The 23,394-nt window shown below is 47.4% G+C and carries 15 protein-coding genes and 1 pseudogene; 11 read left to right on the forward strand and 5 right to left on the reverse strand.

Annotated features, from left to right (window positions below):
- Window positions 1-16 precede the first annotated feature (16 nt).
- On the reverse strand, window positions 17-976 hold the full coding sequence (locus tag BUB37_RS18460; RefSeq protein WP_046287861.1) for an NADH-quinone oxidoreductase subunit B family protein: 960 nt from the start codon (window positions 974-976) through the stop codon (window positions 17-19).
- Between the two features lie 323 nt (window positions 977-1,299).
- On the opposite strand from BUB37_RS18460, the gene BUB37_RS18465 reads away from it, so the two are divergent.
- Window positions 1,300-3,639, forward strand: a complete 2,340-nt coding sequence (locus tag BUB37_RS18465) for a DUF5703 domain-containing protein (protein WP_072995313.1) — start codon at window positions 1,300-1,302, stop codon at window positions 3,637-3,639.
- Between the two features lie 33 nt (window positions 3,640-3,672).
- On the opposite strand, the gene BUB37_RS18470 is transcribed toward BUB37_RS18465, so the two are convergent.
- Complete coding sequence (locus BUB37_RS18470; RefSeq protein ID WP_072995314.1) at window positions 3,673-4,266, reverse strand: RNA polymerase sigma factor; 594 nt, start codon at window positions 4,264-4,266, stop codon at window positions 3,673-3,675.
- A 110-nt stretch (window positions 4,267-4,376) separates the two neighbouring features.
- On the opposite strand from BUB37_RS18470, the gene BUB37_RS18475 reads away from it, so the two are divergent.
- The 10 genes and pseudogenes from BUB37_RS18475 (at window position 4,377) to BUB37_RS18515 (ending at window position 20,013) form a co-directional block, all read left to right on the forward strand.
- Window positions 4,377-5,552 (forward strand): FecR family protein, encoded by a 1,176-nt coding sequence (locus BUB37_RS18475; RefSeq protein ID WP_072995315.1) that lies wholly within the window; start codon window positions 4,377-4,379, stop codon window positions 5,550-5,552.
- A 186-nt stretch (window positions 5,553-5,738) separates the two neighbouring features.
- The gene (locus BUB37_RS18480) at window positions 5,739-9,119 is read left to right on the forward strand and encodes a SusC/RagA family TonB-linked outer membrane protein (protein WP_170863191.1); all 3,381 of its coding nucleotides are present in this window, start codon (window positions 5,739-5,741) and stop codon (window positions 9,117-9,119) included.
- A 15-nt stretch (window positions 9,120-9,134) separates the two neighbouring features.
- Window positions 9,135-10,676, forward strand: coding sequence for a RagB/SusD family nutrient uptake outer membrane protein (locus BUB37_RS18485; protein WP_072995380.1), 1,542 nt, complete (start codon window positions 9,135-9,137; stop codon window positions 10,674-10,676).
- A gap of 307 nt (window positions 10,677-10,983) precedes the next feature.
- Window positions 10,984-13,002: an aceric acid hydrolase gene (locus BUB37_RS18490; protein ID WP_072995317.1), complete on the forward strand. Its 2,019-nt coding sequence runs from the start codon at window positions 10,984-10,986 to the stop codon at window positions 13,000-13,002.
- Between the two features lie 21 nt (window positions 13,003-13,023).
- Window positions 13,024-13,383 (forward strand): annotated as a pseudogene (locus BUB37_RS21985) (ribulose 1,5-bisphosphate carboxylase); the annotation flags it as partial.
- Window positions 13,369-14,271 (forward strand): RuBisCO large subunit C-terminal-like domain-containing protein, encoded by a 903-nt coding sequence (locus tag BUB37_RS18495; RefSeq protein ID WP_317616558.1) that lies wholly within the window; start codon window positions 13,369-13,371, stop codon window positions 14,269-14,271. The pseudogene BUB37_RS21985 and the gene BUB37_RS18495, both read left to right, overlap by 15 nt.
- Complete coding sequence (locus BUB37_RS18500; RefSeq protein ID WP_072995319.1) at window positions 14,268-15,653, forward strand: four-carbon acid sugar kinase family protein; 1,386 nt, start codon at window positions 14,268-14,270, stop codon at window positions 15,651-15,653. The genes BUB37_RS18495 and BUB37_RS18500 overlap by 4 nt, the downstream gene beginning before the upstream one ends.
- Window positions 15,650-16,315: an aspartate/glutamate racemase family protein gene (locus BUB37_RS18505; protein ID WP_072995320.1), complete on the forward strand. Its 666-nt coding sequence runs from the start codon at window positions 15,650-15,652 to the stop codon at window positions 16,313-16,315. Before BUB37_RS18500 ends, BUB37_RS18505 begins: the two co-directional genes overlap by 4 nt.
- Window positions 16,316-16,324: 9 nt before the next feature.
- Window positions 16,325-17,581, forward strand: coding sequence for a bile acid:sodium symporter family protein (locus BUB37_RS18510; protein WP_072995321.1), 1,257 nt, complete (start codon window positions 16,325-16,327; stop codon window positions 17,579-17,581).
- Window positions 17,582-17,796: 215 nt separating this feature from the next.
- Entirely contained in the window at window positions 17,797-20,013 is a 2,217-nt protein-coding gene (locus BUB37_RS18515; RefSeq protein ID WP_244526899.1) for a glycoside hydrolase family 43 protein, read from the forward strand.
- A 9-nt stretch (window positions 20,014-20,022) separates the two neighbouring features.
- Here the strand turns inward: BUB37_RS18515 and BUB37_RS18520 are convergent, their stop codons facing one another.
- From BUB37_RS18520 to BUB37_RS18530, 3 genes are all read right to left on the reverse strand, one after another.
- Window positions 20,023-20,493, reverse strand: a complete 471-nt coding sequence (locus BUB37_RS18520; RefSeq protein WP_072995322.1) for a J domain-containing protein — start codon at window positions 20,491-20,493, stop codon at window positions 20,023-20,025.
- A gap of 228 nt (window positions 20,494-20,721) precedes the next feature.
- Window positions 20,722-21,387 carry a helix-turn-helix domain-containing protein gene (locus BUB37_RS18525; protein WP_072995323.1) on the reverse strand — a complete coding sequence of 222 codons (666 nt, stop codon included), beginning with the start codon at window positions 21,385-21,387 and terminating at the stop codon, window positions 20,722-20,724.
- A 12-nt stretch (window positions 21,388-21,399) separates the two neighbouring features.
- Window positions 21,400-23,334 carry a tetratricopeptide repeat protein gene (locus BUB37_RS18530; protein ID WP_072995324.1) on the reverse strand — a complete coding sequence of 645 codons (1,935 nt, stop codon included), beginning with the start codon at window positions 23,332-23,334 and terminating at the stop codon, window positions 21,400-21,402.
- Window positions 23,335-23,394: the final 60 nt, after the last annotated feature.

Below are 23,394 nucleotides of genomic sequence, written 5' to 3' on the forward strand. Positions count from 1 at the left end.
ATTCTTTAAGGTTCGGTTATTTTGAAGTTTCCTGTACTCTCTTATTCGAAGGCATGATCTTTTGGAAACCTGCCTCCATATAATAGGCTAGTTTAGTTCTTCCTTCAGGAACCTCTTTTGGAAACGTGCCCATATATTTCATGGTTTTCATAACGCTTCCCTTTTTGAGGTCGTGGTGCGGGAAACCGGGTTCGGTACAACCAAGGCAAGGATGATTGGCCCTCGTTTTACTTGACTGTCTGTTCCACAAAATGTTGTTACAGCTAGCCCTTGTCATTGGGCCTCTACAACCAACCTCATAGAATAGGCATCCGCCACGCCTACCAAAGCCACCATCTACTTTTTGTGCAAAGTTGACCACATTGGTACAACCCGTTTGTACAAAATCGGTAAAGAAGGTCTTTGGCCTGTGGTAATCGTCGATTTGAACATCACCGATCCTTCCTACGGCGATGGCCACAAGAATTTGTGTGATCCAATCGGGGTGGGCCGGACAACCGGGAATATTAATTACCGGTAAGCCTCCTTTTGATACATAGTCGGCCCCTAGGAAACCACCTTTGTTTTTCTTATGGAATTGCAATCCGGTAGACTCACTGGGGTTCGGAGGAACCGCAGGTATACCTCCCCATGTTGCGCAATCGCCGATAGCGACGACATAACCTGCAACTTCAGAGAGTTCTTTGATCCAGTCCATCATCGGACGGTCGGCGAAATAGTTCATTGTACCCGTGTTGTTCGGGCCTTGGATCAACGAACCTTCGTAAACAAGGATATCCATCTGAACCTTACCGGCCAAGATATCCTTTAAGAGGTCTTGAACTTGGTCCCCAATCTGTAAACCCGTTGTGGGGTGCCATAAAATGTTGAGTCCGAAATCGGTGATGAGTTCCACCACCGTGGGTTCTTCGGCATTTAAAAAGGACATCGTGTTGCCACTGCATGCACCTCCTTGCAACCATAATACATTTGCCATATTCGTATGAAATATTTGGTTTGGAAGCCTTAAAGTATAAATATGACACTTATTTGACAAAAAAATTATTACATTCTCATTAATTTGGAATTATTCTAGATAAAACGCAATGTAGGGTTCTTACGCCTGTCCATCATCAAAATTGTAGGAAAGAACCCTCAAAATTTTTGGGCAGGTATACAGATTGCAATCGAAACAAAGGGTTTGGCCATTGTCAAACGTATTAGGTATGTAGTCCCTTTCTGTATACCCCAAAGGTTGGGGTGCCCAGTGTTTGTCATTTGGGCAGGTTTAAGGTTAATTGTTTCAAACAAATTTTGTCGATGTATCAGCTTATAGGCGTTTTTCTTTTTGGTCTGTCCTTTTCCATGGGGTGGGCAAAACAACCCGATCCATTGGAGTCATACAATATCGTATGGAAATCACCGAGTGAAAATTCCTTGGAATCTATGCCGTGCGGCGGTGGCGACGTAGGGATGAACGTATGGGTAGAGAAGGGCGACCTGCTCATCTACCTTAGCCGAAGCGGCACCTTCGACGAACTGAATTCGTTTCCCAAGCTGGGCCGTCTAAGAATAGCACTATCGCCGAATCCCTTCGATGGCCCCGACAGTTTTCGGCAAGAGTTGAAGTTGAAGGAGGGCTATGTTCAAATCATGGCTGAAAAAGGCGATGTAAGGGTCGCCGTTGATGTTTGGGCCGATGTGTTCCGCCCCGTCTCCCATATCGATATCGATTCGAACCGGAAAATAACCGTAATAGCGACCTATGAAAATTGGCGCAATGAAGACCGTGAACTGGTGGGGCTTGAGAAGAATATGTGCAGGACCTATCTCGGGGCCCCGGTTCCGGCCGTGGCAAAAAAGGATAGGGTCGAATTTTCGGAATCGGGCGTACTGTTTTACCACCGTAATTCCGGTGAGACTGTTTTTGACCTGCTCGTGCGGCAGCAGGGCCTCGATTCCGTGAAACCGCAGTTGTGGAACCCCATGGCTAACCTTACCTATGGCGGGCGTATGACAGGCAGCAACATGCAGCCCTTGGATACCGTAAGGGGTAGGTATGCTTCTACCGATTTTCGCGGATGGCGGCTCAAGTCGGTACAACCTGCACGTAGGCACCGCATAAAGGTGGTCATGCACAACCAACACTCAACTTCGGTGCAGGAGTGGGAAACAGCACTGAAAAATGTGGAGCGAGATGTTGCCAAGACGCGAATGTCGGCCAGGAAAAGGAGTATGGACTGGTGGGAGGATTTTTGGGACAGGAGCCATATATACATCAACAAAGACCAGCCCGATATAAAGGATAAAAGATGGCAGGTAGCCCGAAATTATCAAGTGTTCAGGTACCAATTGGGTTGCAATGCCTTTGGCAGCTTTCCTACCAAATTCAATGGAGGCCTCTTCACCACAGATCCCGAATATGTAAATGCTAAAATGAGGTATAGTCCCGATTACAGAAGTTGGGGAGGAGGTAGCGCAACGGCCCAGAACCAGCGGCTCGTGTATTGGCCCATGCTCAAAAGTGGGGATGTTGATATGATGGCGCCGCAATTTGATTTTTATGCCGATGCCCTAAAAAATGCGGAAATACGGACCCGGCATTACTGGGGGCACGGCGGGGCGAGCTTTACGGAACAGATGGAACGTTTCGGCCTCCCTGTTGGATTTGAGTACGGGTGGAAGAGACCGGAATACTTCGACCCTGGGGTCCAATACAACTCGTGGATAGAATACCAATGGGACACTTCTTTCGAGTTTTGTAAAATGATACTCGATGCCTATCTGTACAAAGGTGTTGCCATTAAAAAGTACATCCCCCTTATCGAAAGTTGCCTTCGCTTTTACGATGAACACTACCAGTATTTAAGCCGGCTGCGAACGACTCAAAGTTTGGATCAGCAAGGACATCTGGTTTTTTATCCCTCCACGGCGGGTGAAACGTATAAAATGGCCACGAACCCGATAACCGTCATAACGGCGATGAAATCGGTAATCGGGTCTATGTCGAGCCTGCCTCGGGAGATTCTGGACGATTCGACCCGTACCTATATCGAATCGCTTTTCCAACGTTTGCCCGAGGGCATCCATTATCGGATGCAGAACGGAAAGAAAACCTTGGCGCCTGCCCAATCGTGGGAACGAATAAACAACGTTGAACTGCCCCAGTTGTACAGTGTTTATCCGTGGGGGGTTCATGGTGTGGGCCGGGAGGGCCTCGAGGTGGCCAGGAATACGTGGTTTTACGGTGCCGATGTACCAGGGCAAAAAAACCATGTCAGTTGGCACCAAGACCCTATTTTTTGCGCAAGGTTGGGCCTGACCGACGAGGCCGCGAGGGAAATCGTAAAAAAGATGCAAGATGCCGATAGAAGGTTTCCGACATTCTGGGGTCCGGGCCATGACTGGGTGCCCGATCATAATTGGGGAGGGTCGGGCATGATAGCCTTGCAGGAGATGCTCATGCAAAACGTAGGGGACAAGATCTACCTTTTTCCTGCCTGGCCCAAGGAGTGGGACGTTGATTTTAAACTTCATGCCCCAAAGAACACCATCGTCGAGGTACGCTATAGAAAGGGCAAGGTAGAAAAAGTGTCCGTTAGTCCGGTCGAGAGGGCAAAGGATATCGAATGGATGAACAATTACGGCATGAACGAATAAAATGGGGCTCAAAAAACCAAGGGGAGGCGAAGATTATCCTTCCTTTTTGGCGAATCCGAACAACAGGAAGAAATAACTGTCGAACTTACCGTCGAAACTTTTGCGCAAAATACTGAACGCTTTGTGCAAATGCCCTTCAACGGCCTTGATGGAGACATTTTTGTATTCCGCGATTTCCACATTGCTCAGGCCGTCTTCCTTGCTTAATAGGAAGACTTCCCTGCACTTGGGCGGCAGGTTCTGAATTTCTTGTTTGACCAGGTTGATAATACGCTCCAAGGAGTGTTTGTCGTCGTCCTCAACAATTTCGGTAACGGTATCGATATATTTCTTTTCCAAGGGAAAGAAGGGCTTTCGTTTGCGATATTGGTCGATAAATTCATTATAGACAGACCTGTATAAAAAGCTTTTGATCGAAAAGGTGGTCTTTAGTTTATGGCGTTTTTGCCAAGTACGCACAAAAACGTTCTGCACTATGTCTTCGGCCGAATCTTGGTCGTGTATTAGGCTATAGGCATACATGCAGAGCTTATGGTGATAGGTGTCTACCAAATAATCGAACGCCTTTGAGCTCCCTTTCTTGAGTGCGTTTATCAATTGCGCATTGTCGGAGTAGTTTTCGGTCATATGATAAAATGGCAGTAATCGGCGCCTTCCATTGCGAAAATATAAAAAAATATCACAATTAGATAGGGTAATGAAAAAATCAAACGTATTGCATTAAATAATTGGCCTTGATGATCGCCCCAGAAACGGAGAATCTAATCATAAAATTCATCAATAACCAAGCTTCAATCTCTGAGCTCGAAGAATTGGAAAATTGGATGGAAGACCCCCGTCATGAAAAACTTTTTAAGGCTTATGTCAAAACAAACTACGCCATCGATTTTAATATGAGAAGGTTCGATTCGGAAAAGTTAAAAAATAGATTGTTGCGGGAGATGGCCAACGAAAAAAAGGCCATTAAACTCGAAAGAAGGCGCAAAGTGATGAACTATGCGGCAGCTGCGGTAGTCATAGGCGTTTTTGCCTGTGCCTATTTTTATCAATTTAATTCGCCCGCAGAGCCGATTGAGGAAAAACCGGTAGAGCTTACCTTGAAAAATACAATCGAACCCGGTACCGACAAGGCGATCCTGACCTTGGAAGATGGATCTATGGTAGCATTGGACAAAACCAACCCGTACGATGCACCCCATGCAAAAAGTAATGGCGAACAAATTGTGTACAAGAACGTGGGGGCCAAGCCGTCCAAAATAGAATACAATTACCTGACGATACCGCGAGGCGGACAATTTTACATCAAGTTGTCCGATGGTACGGAGGTCTGGCTCAATTCTGAATCGCGCTTAAAATATCCCGTAAGTTTTAGGGAGAACGAAACACGGGAGGTTGAACTGGTGTATGGCGAGGCCTATTTCGATGTCTCGCCAAGTACCGAGCACAAGGGGTCTAAATTCAAGGTTTTGAACAAAAACCAGGAAATCGAGGTCTTGGGCACCGAATTCAATATCAAGGCCTATAGGGACGAGGCCCATATCTATACCACCTTGGTCGAAGGGTCGGTTACCGTAGGTAGTGGAGGCCAGGTACAGAAGCTGGCACCGGCACAACAATCAAAACTGGATATAGGGAGCAACACCTTTAATGTGTACAAGGTGAACGTATACAACGAGACTTCGTGGAAAAACGGCATCTTCAGTTTTAGGGACAAACCTTTAAAAGACATCATGAAAGTGATATCGCGGTGGTATGACGTAGACGTGGTTTTTGAAAATAAAGAGCTGGAAGCGGTGACTTTCAAAGGTGTGCTGGGCAAGAACCAAGACCTTCAGGAAATTTTATCGGCAATCAAAACTTTAAGTATAATCGAAAACTATGAAATAAATGAAAAGAAAATCATCTTGAAATAAGGACCCACAGTATAGTATGACATGTAAAAAGGGGACAGAGCGGACACCTGGAAAGTATATGCTCAAATCCCCGATTGTGATTACTAATTAATTAAAATGTTTAACTAACTAATAACCACCAAATTTATGAAAATTAATTTGCAAAATGTCCTATTCCGCTTCAGGAGGGGATTGTTAATCAATATTATGAGAACTTTTATCTTTTTGTCGCTTACCACGGTATTCAGTTTCGCGCCGAATACCATCCTGTCGCAAAATTCAAAAGTTAAGATAGATGCCGATAGGACGATAAGCGTCGATGAGGTTTTTGATCTCATTATGAACCAGACCGATTACAAGTTTATTTACCAAGAAGGTATTTTTGATGACTACCCCAAGGTTGAGGTAAAAAAAGGGACCATACTTGCCAATAGACTGTTGAAAAGAAGTTTGTCCAGTGGTCATTTCAACGTTGTCGTTACCGAAAACAACACCATTTTAATAGAGAAGTTGGCAGAAAAGGTCAAAACTATTCAGCAGAGGGAGGTTACCGGAACGGTTACCGATCAAGACGGCCAGCCCTTGCCTGGGGCCAACGTGATCGAGCAAGGTACCTCAAACGGGACCCAAACTGATTTCGATGGAAATTTTGCCATTGCGGTTACGGATCAAAATGCTGTTTTGGTCATCTCGTACATCGGTTTTGCGACCAAGGAAGTAACCGTAGGGGACCAGACCAATTTCACCATTGCGCTGCAAGAAGATGCCGCAAGTCTCGATGAGGTTGTCATTGTGGGGTACGGAGCCCAGAAAAAAGTAAACCTGACGGGTGCCGTGGACGACGTTTCGGGCGATGTTTTGATCCAAAGGCCGGCGACCAACTCTGCCAACCTTTTGCAAGGACGCATATCGGGGGTAGAGATCATTCAGCCCAGCGCGGAACCGGGCCAAAACAGTCCCATTATCCAAATAAGGGGGGTCGGTTCCTATGGGGGCAGCAACGATCCCTTGATCTTGATCGACGGTGCCGCGGGATCATTGACCAACCTGGCGCCCGATATGATCGAAAACGTAACCGTCTTAAAAGATGCAGCTTCCTCGGCAATTTATGGGGCAAGGGCGGCCAACGGGGTTATACTGGTAACCACTAAAAAAGGGAAAAAAGGCAAGCCCGTTGTGAGTTATAGGGGCAACGTCTCTATTCAATCGCCTACCGCCTTACCCGATTTTATCGATAATTCGGCCGAGTATATGGAGATGTTCAATACGGCCTATGCCCGTTCCTTCCCAGGGGAGACCTATTACCCCGAAACGGAAATCGAAAAGTATCGAAACGGTACCTATCCATGGAACTTCAACTCGGTAGATTATTGGTTTAAAGATGCCACCGTACACAATCACAATCTGTCGATATCCGGGGGAGGCGACCGAAGTCTGTACAATTTTTCGGTTTCGGCCCTTACCCAAGATGCCATGGCGCCAGGCTACGACTTTGACCGGTATAACGGCCTTTTTAACTATTCAATAGATGTTACTGATTGGTTGACCATGAGCACTTCATTCAATTTGACCAGTACCGAGGATACGCGCCCGCCGATGATGAACCTGTTCATACCAATGTACATTTATGCGACCTCCCCTCTTAGTCCGCCCTACCTTCCCGATGGGCGTGTAGCGGGTGAGGCCTATGTGGGTGAGCAAGCGATTCAATACCGGCAGTCGCCCCAAGAGGTATTCGACCTGATCGGTAGCCAATATTTTAATACCAACAACCTAAACGCACACCTCAATTTTGAACTTAAGCCCTTTAAAGGGCTGACATGGAATACCAAATTTGCCATCAACTACCAATACAGGTATTTTAAGATGCACCAGAAATCATACAAGACCTATTTTTGGCACAACGTCGATATTTTTCCCGACGACGGGGTAGAGGTGTTGCCCAATAACCAGAACTTCGATGCCATTAGTGCCGAAGTGCCGGGCTTGACCGATGAACATATGACCGAGTCGACCCCCACCGTGTTCTCTACCTTGGCCTATGATACCACATTCGGCGAAGACCATAATTTGTCCGCTATGGCAGGCTACGAGCAGGTGAGCTTCAAGCGAAGGATACTTAGGGCCAATAGGCCAAATTCGGTCGCCCCCCACTTAACCGATATTCAGGCCTATTCTTCCGATGGGGAGAAACTGTTCAATTCGCATTTTAGGCTGGCCGCATTGGAACGGCCCGAAGAATGGGCCATTCGCTCCTACTTTGGTCGTTTGGCGTATAATTACAAAGAGAAATACCTTTTGGAGGCAAACCTGAGATACGACGGTACGTCAAAAGTTTCCCCCGATTACAGGTGGGGCTTGTTTCCTTCGGCCTCTGCGGGCTGGGTGATCTCGGAAGAGAATTTTATAAAAAACGGTGTTGACTGGTTGGATCAATTTAAGGTCAGGGCCTCATACGGTAGGTTGGGTAACCAGAATATTGGATCTTATCTGTACCAGAATAACCTGTCGATCAGTTCGGTATACTCCTTTGACGAGGAAAACGAGGTCTTGCAAGGGGCAAACCTGACCACCTTTAGGGACCAGAGCTTGCAATGGGAAACCACAGAGGTAACCGATATCGGTGTTGATATCAGCATCAAGAACTCATTGCTGGGGGTCTCGTTCGACTATTTTAACAAAAACACCTTCGATATTCTGGCCTCCGTTCAAATCCCCAGAAGTACGGGGTTGAACAATCCTACGGTCAACAATGGCGAAATGCGCAACAAGGGTTTTGAACTCGAACTCACCCATAGAAACCATATCGGGGAGCTGTTTTACAACACGAACTTTTTGCTTACCAAGTATAAGAACGAGGTGGTGTCTATCTATACCCCGAGCACCGGCAGTACCATTAGGGATGTAGGTTACCCTTACGACGAGTTTAACCTGTATGTATGGGACGGTATTTTTCAGGAAGAGGATATAGCGAGCGGCAATTACCCCGTTCATGAAGGAAACCAAAACCCCCGGGCAGGTGACCTAAAAATGAAGGATATAGATGGCGATGGCGATATCGATGCCGACGACCGTGTTCCGATAAGCGGAAGGTATCCCGATTTTACCTATTCCTTTGGATTGAACTTTGAATACAAGCGTTTCGGACTCAACATGTTCTTTCAGGGCGTGGAAGGTAGAAAGGCCCTTTTGCAGTATTGGACACCAAATTCGCCTTTCGGATCGGGAATTCCCCCTACCAAGGATTGGCGTAACGCATGGACCCCCGACAATCCAACCAACGATATGCCGGCCCTGCACATGGATGGTTACACCGGAGTGGCCGCATACAGTGGTTCTACCTATAATCTGCACGATACATCGTACCTGAGATTGAAAAACGTGATGCTTTCCTATACCCTGCCCCAAGAAGTAACACGGAAATTTCATGTACAGGATTTAATGTTATACGTTTCTGCGGACAACCTAATTACGTGGACCGATTTTAAAAATCAAGATCCCGAAAGACATCTTTCCAGTTTTTCAACGGTGTTTCTGAGTTGGCCCCAAGCGAGAATTCTCAATCTCGGTTTAAATGTTAAATTTTAGTTTGAAATGATGATCATGAAAATAAATAATAAAATATCGAATTGGATAATCGGTGCTGTATTGGTTTGTACGGCATTGGCTTGCGACGACGATTTTCTTGAGAAAAACCCATTGGACAGCCTGTCCAGTGAGACCTTTTGGCAAACCGAAGACCACGTGGTCACAGGTTTGGCAGGGGTGTATGCCACTTTAACGGATAACTATTTGGGGTACGAAAGGGTCTATTACGAATGCCTTTCCGACAATGCCGTGAACGCCATGCCGAATTTCGAACAGACCAATCTCTACGAAATGACAATTGGGGCTCTGAGTGCCACTTCCGGAGGGGCCTTGAACAATATGTTTTTACAGCCCTATAAGGCCATTACGGCGTGCAACTATTTTCTTGCCAATGCCGATGGCGCACTCGAAGACCCCTTGCTGACCGAAGACGAGCTTAACGTTTACAAGGCAGAGGTAAGGTTTATAAGGGCGTTGGCCTATTTCGATGTGGTACAGCTGTGGGGAGAAGCCCCCTTGTATACGGCCTTTCCCGACGACCTGGACGAGATGGTGGTACCCAAGAGCCCTGTTGCCGATATTTATCAGTTGATCGAAGAAGATCTGAATTTTGCCATTTCCACCCTGCCCGACACCCCGTATTCGGGCCATGCCGTTAAAGGCAGTGCGCAAGGTCTATTGGGAAGGGTATTGTTGACCCAGGAAAAATGGGCCGAGGCGGCCGATGTACTAAAGGATGTGATCGATGGGGGTAAGTTTCGATTGGCCGATAGCTATAAGGATATCTTTCTTAAAGGGGGACAAGCGAATCCGAGCGTCAATGCCGAGATCTTGTTCTCTACCAAATACAGTTCGAACGATGTACACCGGGTAGACCCCGTACCCGCCGGGCTGTACCTAGAGTTGGGACAACAGTACTATTTGCAGCCTTTTGCCGATCTGGCCGATGCCTATCAAATGTCCAATGGCGATGATCCCGCCTCCACCTCCCTGCCTTCCGAAAATTATCAGAACAGGGACCCCCGACTGGATATGACCATGAAACTACCCGATGAGTCATGGCCGAACGATGTACCTATTTTTTCTTCCATGACAGGTTTTGTGATGGAAAAGTACGTCGATCTTGCCGTAATGCCGTTGACCTCCGAAGATGCATTCGAATCGGACAATGACTTTGTTCATTTAAGGTATGCCGATATACTTCTAATGTACGCCGAGGCAAAGAACGAGGCCAGCGGCCCCGATGGGTCGGTCTACAATGCATTGGATGAGGTTCGCGGAAGAAGCGGTGTTAACATGCCGGCAGTCGATCGAACAATGTATGCGGATCAGGGTTCCCTACGCGAGTTTATACGCAACGAAAGAAGAGTAGAGCTCGCATTGGAAGGCCATCGTTATTTTGACCTTAAGCGCTGGGGCATAGCTAAGGAAAAATTGGATGGAATGCCGACAACGGGCGGTAACATCATGGTGTTCAAAGATCATTTTTACAAACTGCCCTTCCCACAGTCAGAACTTGATTCGAACCCCGAACTTGTTCAAAACGAGGGGTATTGACGCCCTTGTTAACGGAAAGGTAGAATGATTTTTTAACATCCCGAGCAGTTAAAAATAGTTGGTTTGAGCTAGTTTAGTTGTTAGTCAAAAGATCGTCCGGAGCTGCACAAGGCGAAATCCGGACGAATCTTTTTACCGACAGCGACCCGGTACGGCACCCGGAAACCGATCATGTAGCGCATCATTTGCCGGTTGGCCTTGTTTCCCGACAAAAGGGAGCAAGAATAAGGGTAAAGGGCACATGGGTTACGTTCGAACCATATATTCAGTAAACCAACTTTAATTAATAACCGACAAATACAGGACAATGACAAAAAACATCGCAGCTACACTTCTTTTTATGGTTTTCGGCGGAGTCGTTCTTGCACAGGAAAACGGATTGGTCGCCAATATGGACAGCCCCTATTCAAGGCTTAAAAGTGTAAATCTTGAAGATGTAAAATGGACCAGTGGCTTTTGGAAGGAGCAATTTGATATCGAAACCCGGCATACCCTGCCCTATATGTGGGACCTATACCGGAACGATTCCGTTACCCACGCCTATGCAAATTTTAAAATTGCGGCCGGCTTGATGAAGGGTAAACACAAGGGGCCTTCTTTTCACGACGGTGATTTCTACAAAATATTGGAAGGAATGGCCGCAGCCTATGCGATAACCAAAAACCCTGAACTCGACAAGAAAATGGATGCCGCCATTGCCTTGTTCGAAAAGGCGCAAAGACAAGACGGCTACCTGAACACCCCCGTATTGATCGAAGAACGATGGGGTACCTTGGGGCCGGAACAGCTGAAAAAACAATTGGGTTTTGAAAAATACAACATGGGGCACTTAATGACTGCCGCATGTGTGCATTATAGGGCCACGGGGAAGAAGAATTTTTTGAATGTGGCCAAGGGCGTTGCCGATTACCTGTACGATTTCTACCAAAAGGCTTCCCCCGAATTGGCGCGAAACGCCATCTGTCCGTCCCATTACATGGGGGTAGTGGAAATGTACCGCACCACCAAGGACAATCGTTACTTGGAGTTGGCCAATAATCTAATAGATATAAGGGGTACCACCGATGACGGTACCGACGACAATCAAGATAGAATTCCCTTTAGGGAACAGACCACGGCCATGGGCCATGCGGTTCGGGCCAATTACCTCTACGCGGGCATCGCCGACCTATATGCCGAAACGGGGGAAGAAAAATTATTGCAGAACCTCAAGTCGATCTGGGAAGATGTAGCCCATCGAAAAATGTACATCACAGGGGCTTGTGGAGCCCTGTACGACGGCGTGTCTCCCGACGGAACGGTATACAACCCGTCCGTAGTGCAAAAAGTGCACCAGGCTTATGGCCGCCCCTATCAGCTGCCTAATGCCACCGCCCATAACGAAACTTGTGCCAATATCGGTAACGTATTATGGAATTGGAGAATGCTGCAGATTACCGGAGATGCCAAATATGCCGACATAGTGGAATTGGCCCTGTACAATAGCGTGCTTTCAGGTATTGGCCTCGAAGGAAAGGAATTTTGTTATAACAACCCCCTGAATGTTTCCAACAACCTGCCTTTTGAGCAACGTTGGGGAAATTTTCGAGAGGGGTATATTTCTAAATCGAACTGCTGTGCGCCCAATGTAACCCGTACCTTGGCCCAAGTGGGTAATTATGCCTACAACCTTGTTGATGGGGGGCTGTATGTAAACCTGTACGGTAGCAACAACCTAAAGACCACCGCCCTTAACGGAGAAGCAATTGAGGTCGAACAGCAAACAAACTATCCATGGGACGGTAAGGTAACCTTGAAGATAGTAAGGGCGCCCAAAAAAGAGTTCGCCATCTTTTTGAGGATACCCGGTTGGAGCGAGGGAGCGACGATAGCGGTTAACAATGAAGAAATAGACGGGTCCGTAACGGCCGCAAGCTATTCGAAACTGATAAGAAGATGGAAGAAAGGCGATACCATCGAACTTAATATTCCAATGCCGGTTACGTTGATGGAGGCCAACCCACTCGTTGAAGAAACAAAAAACCAGGTGGCGGTAAAACGGGGACCATTGGTCTACTGCCTCGAAACCGAAGACATTTCAACATCCGTAGACATCAATAAGGTTGTACTGGACATAGATTCGGATTTCACCGTAAAAAACCTTGGCATAAACAACAGGAACGTGGTGGGTATCGATGCAAAAGCCTTCGTGAAAACGGATGATTGGAGCAATACCTTGTACCAACCGCTCTCCAAATCAAGACAAACCGTCGATATAACTTTGGTGCCCTATTACACCTGGGGAAACCGTTCAAAAAAAGAAATGACCGTATGGATGGGGTATTGATGGAGTGATTATTACAGGACTCGAATGGAAAGAATTTTAGCGGAATATTATATAGAGACACCGTATAAGGTCGAAGATGCCGCGGCGGTATTGGCCGGTGAGCAATCTTCGGGAACCTTTGTATCGGTACCTGGGGAAACACAGGCTCTAAAACAACGATTTGCGGCCCGAGTAGAAGACATCCAGGTGTTGGATGCGGTCGAACGCCCCTCTATTCCAGGTAAGGCCTTGCCGAACAAGGCATACGCCCGGGCAAGGGTCAAGGTAAGTTGGTCCATCGAAAATTTCGGGTATAACCTACCTGTTTTGGTGAGTACCTTACAGGGCAATCTGTATGAGATAAGCCAGTTTACGGGCTTGAAACTAATGGATCTCGAAGTCCCGAATTCGTTTAAGGAGCATTACAGGGGGCCGCGATTTGGCATTAAAGGTTCCATGGCCTCGTGTAAGGTGTCGGGCAGGCCCATGATCGGAACCATAATCAAACCAAGTATAGGCCTATCTGTTGGAGACACCGTATCGTTGGTAAAGAAATTGATAGGGGCCGGAATCGACTTTATAAAAGATGATGAGTTGATGGGGTCTGCGGCCAATTCCTTTTTTGACGATAGGGTCAAGGCCATTATGAAGGTCATTCGCGATAACGAACAGCGAACGGGCAAAAAAGTAATGTATGCCTTCAATATCAGTGATGAGATCGATGCGATGCAGCATAAGTACGACCTGGTCTTAAAGGAAAAGGGGAGTTGTGCTATGGTAAGCATCAACAGTGTTGGGCTAACGGGAACCAAGAAAATTTGCGATCGGGGCGAACTGATCGTTCATGGCCATAGAAACGGATGGGGCATGTTAAATAGGCACCCCTTGTTGGGGATAGAGTTTCCGGCTTATCAAAAGCTTCAACGCCTGGCTGGTGTCGACCAACTTCATGTCAACGGGATTCAAAATAAATTTTGGGAGTCCGACGATTCCGTTGTCGCTTCCATCAAGAGCTGTTTGCAACCGTTCTTGGGAGGTGACGGAATAGTGCCGGTGGTCTCCTCCGGGCAGTGGGGCGGTCAGGCCTTTGAAACCTATCGTAGAACGCGTACCACCGACTTGCTCTATATGGCCGGCGGCGGAATTTTGGCGCATCCTATGGGGCCGCAGGCCGGGGTAACCGCCCTGAAGGCAGCTTGGGCGGGAGCCGTAGAAGGATTGTCATTGGAGGAAACGGCCAAAAGGTCCCCGGAATTTTCGGCATCCGTAAAAAAGTTTTCCAACTTATGAATCAAAAAAATCAATTGCTTTTGGCATTCTATGGTGACGATTTTACCGGTTCAACGGATGCTTTGGAATATTTGACCCTGGCAGGGGTGAAAACGGTGCTTTTTCTAAAAGAGCCGCAGCCAGGGTATTTGAACCGATTTAAGGGCTTACAGGCGATCGGTATTGCCGGAAAGGGTCGTTCCATGTCCCCTTCGGAGATGAACACGGAGCTTGTTCCCTCTTTTAAAATCCTTAAGAAATTGAATCCCGCACATGTACATTACAAGGTGTGCTCTACCTTCGATTCAGCGCCCCATGTGGGTAATATCGGTAAGGCGATTGAAATAGGCAGTGCGGTTTTTGGGCAAAAAACGGTTATGATATTGCCCGCGGCACCCCACTTGGGCAGGTATTGCGTTTTTGGAAACCTGTTTGCGAAGATGGGAACCTTCGGCGATGCCGAAATTTATAGAATAGACCGTCACCCTTCGATGGGCAAGCATCCGGTTACACCTGCCGATGAGGCCGATTTAACGCTGCACTTGGCGAAGCAGACCTCAAAGTCCATTGCACTTGTTCATATTGGGGTTATAGAGGAAGGACCCAAGGCGGTTCTTAAGGCAGTGGCCAAAAACAAAGAGGCTGAAATTCTATTTTTCGATGGCCTCAACCTTGCCCACCTCCATACCGTGGGCACCGTCTTTCATCAATTGGCCAAGGGGAAGACATTGTTTTCTGTAGGGTCATCGGGTGTGGAAATGGCCTTGGGCCTGGCCTGGAAGGCAGAGGGTGTACTGCGGAATACGGTGTCGTTCGATTCCTTGGGCGAAGCTGGGCCCATACTGGTTTTGTCGGGAAGCTGTTCCCCGGTTACCGCCCAACAGATCGAATACGCTTTGGGTCACGGATTCTCCGAAATCGCGTTGGGGAGCAATGCCGTTGACGAGCACCATCATCCCGAACTCCTGGAAAACACGGCCTGCCGGGTTATCGAAGATTTAAAAGAGGGCAAAAGTTGCATCTTGCATACCAGCATCGGTCCCAAAGACCCGCGCATTGCGGAAACGGAAGGCTACTTTAAGGAACGGGGCCTGGATGTTGCCGATATTCAGAAAGAATGCAGTAGGGAATACGGCTCCATTCTAGGGCGGATCGCAAAAAAGGTGTTGGCCGAAGCAAAGGTAAAACGCATTCTTTTTGCAGGTGGCGACACCTCGAGTTATGCGGCATCGGAACTGAACATCATCGCTTTGGAGATGATTGCACCCTTGGCGCCGGGCGCACCTTTGTGCAGGGCTATTTCAGACGATGCGATGGTCGATGGACTGGAATTGAATTTTAAGGGCGGTCAAGTAGGCACCCCTAACTATTTTTTAAAAGTTTTAAAAGGCGAAAAATTATGAAAAAAAGAACATTGGGCTTTGTGCATACATCGGCTACGCTGGTACCCGTTTTTCAGCAATTGACGGACAAATACCTAACGAACGTCGATACCTTCAATATTGCCGACGATAGTGTGATCAAAGATGTAATCAAGCAAGGCAGGCTAACACCGAATACGGCGGCAAGGGTGGTAAACCATATAAAAGCTGCGGAAGCTGCGGGAGCCGATGTAATATTGGCAACATGCTCATCCATCGGTTCGGCCATCGAAACGGCGGCTACCCTCAGCAATGTCCCTGTAATCCGGGTAGATCGGGCCATGGCCGACGAAGCGGTACGGATGGGCAATAAAATCGGGGTAATAGCCACATTGCCGACCACCTTGGCTCCCACCAGTGATTTGGTAAAAAGAAGGGCCGAAGCGATGGGCAAGGAGGTAACCCTGGTTTCCAGATTGTGTGAAGGGGCCTTTGAGGCACTAATGGGCGGCAATCCGGGGAAACACGACGAAATGGTTGCCTCGGCACTTAAGGCGTTGATACGGGAAGTCGATGTAATCGTATTGGCGCAGGCATCCATGGCGCGTGTGGTCGATGGACTAAAACCTGAAGAAAAAACCGTTCCCATTTTGGCCAGCCCCGAAATCGCCATGAAAAAATTGGCGGAAACCTATTTGAAATAACCTGGTCTTATGCGGAAATACTTTCTTTGGGCCTCCCTTGTACTGTTCGCCGTTTCCGCATTTGGCGGATTATGGCAAATTGAAGTACCGTGGAAATTGGCCTTGATTCTCGGGTGTTCCAGTTTGGCCATTGGCGTGGGCCATTTAAAAAAAATGGAAGGCTACCAATATACCTTCTGGATCATGGCTGCCGTAGTTGCCGGATTGGTATATCCCGATTTTTTCTTGAATGTCGGGGGCGTTGATTTACGGAACAAGTGGCTTATTCTTATCATTGTCCAATTGGTCATGTTCGGCATGGGTACCCAAATGGGACTTAAGGATTTTACAGGAATTCGCAAGTCTGGTAAGGGGGTGCTCGTCGCCCTCTTGGGCCAATTTACCATAATGCCCCTTCTTGGCTTTACGATTGCGAAAACCTTTGGCTTTGATGCCGAAGTTGCCGCAGGGATTGTCTTGATCGGTTCTTGCAGTAGTGGTCTGGCATCCAATGTAATGACCTATATAGCCAAGGGCGATTTGGTATTGTCGGTTACGGTTACCGCGATTTCAACATTGACCGCACCGATCATGACCACCTTTTTAATGAAGATGTTTGCAGGCACTTTTATAGAAATCGATTTTTTCGATATGATGATGCAGATTGTTAAAATAGTATTGGTCCCCCTATTGGCGGCCATGGTACACGACATGCTGAAAAACTATGGGCCGGGTACCCGAAAAAAAATCGGGTATGCTACGATAATCTCCATGGCGTGGTTAATGGCGGCCCTTTTTTTGGCCGACTTTTTCGCCGGCCTGGAATCGAAAACGGCAGCAAGTATTTTTGAGATTGTCAACTTTTTGTGCGGGGCTATCGCAATAGGGTACTTGTACAATCTGCTCTACAGGGGCTATGCCAAAATAGATGTGCTGATGCCTTACTTCTCTATGTTCGGCATTGTTTATTTTACCTTGGTCACTACTGCGGCCGGCCGCGATCACCTGCTGGAAATTGGGGGCTTGCTCTTTTTGGCCGCCGTATTGCACAATGGGGCGGGCTATTTCTTCGGTTATTGGCTGAGCAGGTCGACAGGGTTGGACCGAAAACAGAGCCAGACCATAGCTTTTGAAGTGGGCTTGCAGAACGGCGGCATGGCATCGGGCTTGGCAGGAGCCATGGGAAAATTGGCGACCTTGGGTCTGGCCGCGGCCGTTTTTAGTCCTTGGATGAATATTTCGGGGTCCCTGTTGGCCAATTACTGGCGTAAAAAAGACAATAGATAGCAAATAAAAAGGTAGGCTGCGATGAGAATCCCTTGTGTGGGGACTTTTTGCGTTTTTATTTGTGCCGAATTACGTGTTGTTCGGTTTAGGGCCGTGATGAAATAGATTGATTAAACGCATAGATGTGGCAAATACGAAATAATTTTTCTGGCATCCTTTAAAATGCCATATTTATGGTTTTAGAATAAAACCGACCATCCCGAAAAGCAAAAAAAATGGAGAATTTTATACCGATCGCCGATAAACGAAGACCTGCCGTTTTTAAAGGAACAAGGTCATTGATAATATCCCTTGCCATGCGAAACGCTGTAGCCTTGCTACTGTTTTTGTCCTTTAATTCTTGTAACCTGGCCGAACCTCGGGAGGAGTATACCCATTACCTCTTCGCTTATTTTACGGGTAACGGGGCCGGAGAAGAGGCGGTAAGGTACGCCCTTAGCTCCGATGGGTATAATTATTATGCCCTCAATGATAACGAACCCGTGATCGATTCGGAAAAAATTAGTACTACGGGCGGTGTTCGGGATCCGCACATTTTGCGGGGCAAGGATGGTACGTATTTTATGGTGCTGACCGATTTGCTTTCAAAAAACGGGTGGACGAATACGGCGATGATTATGCTGACCTCAAAAGATTTGGTTCATTGGGAGTCTTCGGTAGTCGATATTCCGAAGGCGTTTCCAGATACCTTTTCAAAAGTTAACCGCGTCTGGGCGCCCCAGACCATCTATGATGACGAAAAGGATAAATACATGGTGTATTTTTCCATGCTCGAACCCGGGAGTTACGACAAGATCTACTACGCCTATGCCAACGCAGATTTTACCGGACTCGAATCGGCACCCCGGCAGCTGTTTTTCAACCCCAATAAAATGGCGGCCATTGACGGCGATATAGTAAAAAAGGATGGTAAATTCCATTTGTTCTATAAGACCGAGGGCACCAAGGACAAAGGAATTAAAGTGGCGATATCCGATAAACTGACTTCAGGCTATGGGGCCCTTGAGGGCAATGTAGACCAAACCGATGAAGCGGTAGAGGGATCGGGCGTTTTTAAGCTGATCGGTTCCGATAAATACATACTGATGTACGATATGTATATGAGTGGAAAATATCAATTTACCGAAAGTACCGATCTTAAGAATTTTAAGGTCGTCGATGAGCAGGTATATATGAATTTCCATCCGCGCCACGGTAGCGTATTGCCTATTACCGCAGAAGAAAGTGAGCGGCTTTTGACTCAATTCCCATCACGAAAGGTTCCGGGTATTTTAAGCTCAAAGGCCGAGGGTGCCAAGCCGATCAATATGGTCGTCGACGAGGAAAACAAGGAAGTTTACCTTCCTGTTGATTCCAAGACCGATATATCGCGATTTGATCCCAATTTTCAGTTGTTTCCAGAAAATTCACTGTCGCCTATGGGGGTACGGGACTTTTCAAAAGGCCCCCTCGATTATACCTTGACCACCCTGGACGGAAAGCAAGAACGGTATTCGGTGAGGGTGTCCAAGGCCAACAATCCCGTGCTGAAAGGCTACTATGCCGACCCTGAGATCATTTATTCCGAGAAACACGGGAAGTACTATCTCTACCCAACCAGCGATGGATTTACCGGTTGGTCGGGCACCTATTTTAAAGCCTTTTCGTCTACCGACTTGGTGAACTGGCACGACGAGGGCATCCTGCTCGACTTAAAGAAAGACGTGTCATGGGCCGATAGAAACGCATGGGCACCAAGCTTGGTAGAAGCCAAGGTAGACGGAAACTACAGGTACTTTTATTACTTCACCGCGGCCCAGAAGATCGGGGTGGCGGTTTCCGATGCCCCGACCGGCCCGTTTAAAGACTCGGGTCGGCCCTTGATCGATTTTAAGCCTGATGGGATAAGCGGCGGACAAGAAATCGACCCCGATGTATTTATTGATACCGTAAGTGGCACCCCATACCTGTATTGGGGCAATGGGTACCTGGCCGTGGCCGAATTGAATGCCGATATGCTCAGTCTTAAAAAGGAGACCGTAAAGGTGTTGACCCCCGATAAAACCTTTAGGGAAGGTGCGGAAATTTTCTATAGAAACGGCCTATATTATTTTCTATGGTCCGAAGACGATACCCGTAGCCCTAACTATCGGGTGCGCTATGCCACCGCCAAATCGCCTTTGGGCCCCTTGAACATACCAGAGGATAATCTGGTTATTAAAAGGGATGATTCGCAGCAAATCTACGGAACGGGCCATAACTCGGTAATCCATGTGCCCGGGACCGACGATTGGTATATCGTGTACCATCGTTTTAGCCGGCCCAAGGGGATTGAAATGGGCGATGCCGCCGGATACCACAGGGAAGTGTGTATCGATAGGATGGAATTCAACGCGGATGGAAGCATCAAGCCGGTAAAACCTACCCTCGAAGGTGTGCAGGGTGTTGACTAGCGATTGAATTCAAAGCTTTATACCAAGGTGACGTTCTGCCTTGACCTTTAGTTGTGCGAGTTTGGCATAATGGCCGCGATGTATCGATATTTCCTGAAACAGCTCGTGGGCCAGCGCCTTTTGGTACTGGTCCTTAAATCGATCGGGATGGCACTTGCGGCATAGGACCCTATACAATTTCTGGGCCTGGTACGAGTCTTTTTCCACGGGATGGATACCAAAATCGTTATGGGCGGCCCTTAATAGGCTTTCGTATTTTGATTTGTCCGCCTTATAGCTTCTTTGGGCGCGTATGAGCTTGACCAAGATAAAGAGAACGACCAATCCTTCCAGGGTAATGGCCACATACCACCAGTTGATCCATTGAATGGCTTCCAAGGCCACGGAGCTGTTTTCGGTAGCGGAATTCAGATTGGCCGGCAGGGTTGGTGATTGGGTTGGTTTGATAAGGTCGGTGAGGGTTAAGGTGCTGGTTTTCATAGGGAACGGTTGAGTTGGTTGGTCGGTGTGAGGGAGGCTTTCTTTAAAAGACCGAGCCCGCAAAATCGAAAGATCCCCCAATCATCGCTTAAGCAGGCCGGTCTATCTTTTAAAAGCAGAAATAGGGTTCAAAAAGAACCGACCCCCAAACCTAAATCGATTTTGGCTAATAATTTTACAGATTTCCGTAATGGGCGAATTTTTTTTTAAGGAAGTTGGGAACGCGGCTTAGATTTTTCCTTGCTTGATTAACTTGGCGATGAGGTGATGGGTGTTTTTGGCCTCAAATTGATCAAAGAGCCGGCTAACCTTTTTATCTATGGTACTTTCACTGTTGGGCGAGATGTTTCTTCCCTTTAGCCTTTGCGATATTTCCTTTTTCGTAAAGCCCTCCGCAAGATCTTTTAAGATCATAAGGTCGTATTCGTCCAATTCAAAAACGGTGTTGGCACTGTTCAGGTTAATGTGGGGAGAGACAAAGGTCCTGTTCTGGCATACTTCGTAAATGGCGTTCACCAATTCGTCGAGGCTGTTACGGCCCTTGCAGACATATCCGTTGATCTGGTACTCGGTAAATAGCCTGTTGATTTGCACGGGGTTTTCGATCATGGAGTTTACGATGATCTTTATGTTCGGGTCGTGGGTTCTCACCTCTTTGATAAGGTCTTGCCCGGAGGTAAGCCTTCGGGGTACCGGCCCTTCCTTGAATGATAGATCCGTTATCAAGAGCTCAAAAGGCTGGTTTTCGTCCAAGGCCGCTTTAAATCGGTTATAGGCCTTGTCGCAATACAGTTCCCCACACATGGTCTTAATGGGCAATCGGGTTTCAAGGGCGTTTACGATACCCTTGTTGGTGTCTTGGAAATCTTCGGCAATCAATATTTTATTGAACATGGTCGGCACAATTTAATTCGGTATCTCAATAAAGGCGTTAAAGCCTTCGCCTTTGCTCGAATCAAAAATAATGCTTCCATCAATGGCATGAATACGCTTTTCTGTATTCCTAAGGCCATTTTTATTTTTCATCCCCTTCGGAGAAACACCTATTCCATTGTCTGAATAGTTGATTTTTAAGGTTTTTTTGCTTTGTTCGAAGGAGATGAACACCATGGTGGCCTTACTGTGTTTTTGCATGTTGATCATCAGCTCTTGCAACACTTTGTAAAGCGTCTTTTTGGAAAGGGGGCTGAGGTTGTTCCATTGAACGTCCTTGCTTCCGGTAATGAAGAGTTGGGTGTTTTTGGAGTAGGCCTCCAGAATGCCGAACAGGGTATCCTTAAAGTTGGGCCCGGTATCGACATCGTTTATCTCCCTGGAGAAGTTTCGGCTTTGGTTGTACAGTTCCCCGACAACATCGAGTACCTTTTCGGGACTGGTACCGTTTTGGAGCAGTACCATGGCGTGGTTGAGCTTGCCTCCGAAGTCGTCGTGCAATTTTCGCGAAAGGGACGCTTCGGTCTCGTAAGTGGCCTCGAGTTTGGCCGTTCTGTTCTGCTGCTTCAGTTGTTTGCCACGCTGTACCAGAAAGTAGCCGATGGAAAGGGCGGTCAAAAGAACAAGTATCAAAGCCGAAACCGAGATGATTTTTTGGTTGCGCTGGCGTACGGCTTCGAGTTCGTGTTCCAGATTGGCTTTTTCCAACCGGCGGATCGATTCCTGCCTTAATTGGTCGTCGTAGATGTATTTGGCGAACTGGGTCTTTACCTTTAGTTCTTGCACATACAGGCTGTCTTGTAGAAAAACGTAGCGATCTCTCAACTTCACGTTAGAAGGTTCCAAGGGCATTAAAAACTGTAGGGCGTCCTTTTCGGCCCTGGGAATCCCTAGGCGTTTGGAAAGCTGGATTACCGAATCAAAATACACCTTTGCCCTTTGTTTATCTGTATTGCTAAAGAACTCCCCCAAATGGGTATAGCTGGCAATTTGGCCCCTAAGGTCGTTTTGTGCCTTTCTCATGTTGAGCGGTAGTTGAAATTCCCCCTCCCCGATTTCGAGGCCCGAAAGCCACCGGGCATAGGCCAAATTGTCCAGTACCCTGGCGTGCTGTTTTTGGTTTTTCGGAAGTGCCGTGTCCTTTGAAATCGTTTTCAACAGGGCTTCTGCCTTTTCGTATTCCCGGTTGTCGATGTAGGCGGTAGCGAGGTTGTTCTGGTACAGGATGCGGTCGTCGGGGGTGCCGGCGCCCTTGATTGCCTTTTTATAGTAGTTGATGGCCTCGGAGTGGTTGAGAAGTTTTCTGTGGTCGGTGCCCAGGGCGTTATGGCAATAGGTGGCCAATAAGGGGTCTTTTATGAATTTTAAGGCTTCGACCAAGGTCTCCTTACTGCCAAAAAAGTCGTTTTGGTCCTTTTGCAAAACACCTATGTTCATTAAGCTTTTACCGACCAGGCTGCTGTCGTTGTACTTAAGGGCCTGGTTTTTTGAGGCCGTGTAACTGGCGATGGCCTTGGCATAGTCTTGGGCGACTTCATCGTAGTAGTAACCCAGTAGGTAATATTGTCTGGCCATGACCGAAGGGGCCTGTAATTTTGATTCCTGGCCTATGAGCAGCTTGCTGTAGGCCAAAAGGCTATCGTATTGCTTGGCGCTTAGGTGCAACAGGTTCTTTCGATAGAGTACCTGGCCATATATGGAGTCGCGCGCCTTGGTTTTTGCCAGGGCGTACGATCGTTGAATGGCAGTACATCGTTCCTGCAGGGAAAGCCTTTTGTCCTTGGAACGCTTGTAGTAATACGAAATACTGTCGGTTTCCACCAAAGGATCGGAAGAACCGATTTTCTTTTTTCGGGGAGTACAGAAAACAAACAGGCCGACCAGGGCGAGAAGTGTGATTTTTTTCAAGTGTACCTTTAATCTTAATTTAATAATTTAAATTAGGATTTGGGGCAGGACAAAATAATA

The sequence above is a fragment of the Pseudozobellia thermophila genome, from assembly GCF_900141855.1.
Classification (GTDB): Bacteria; Bacteroidota; Bacteroidia; order Flavobacteriales; family Flavobacteriaceae; genus Pseudozobellia; species Pseudozobellia thermophila.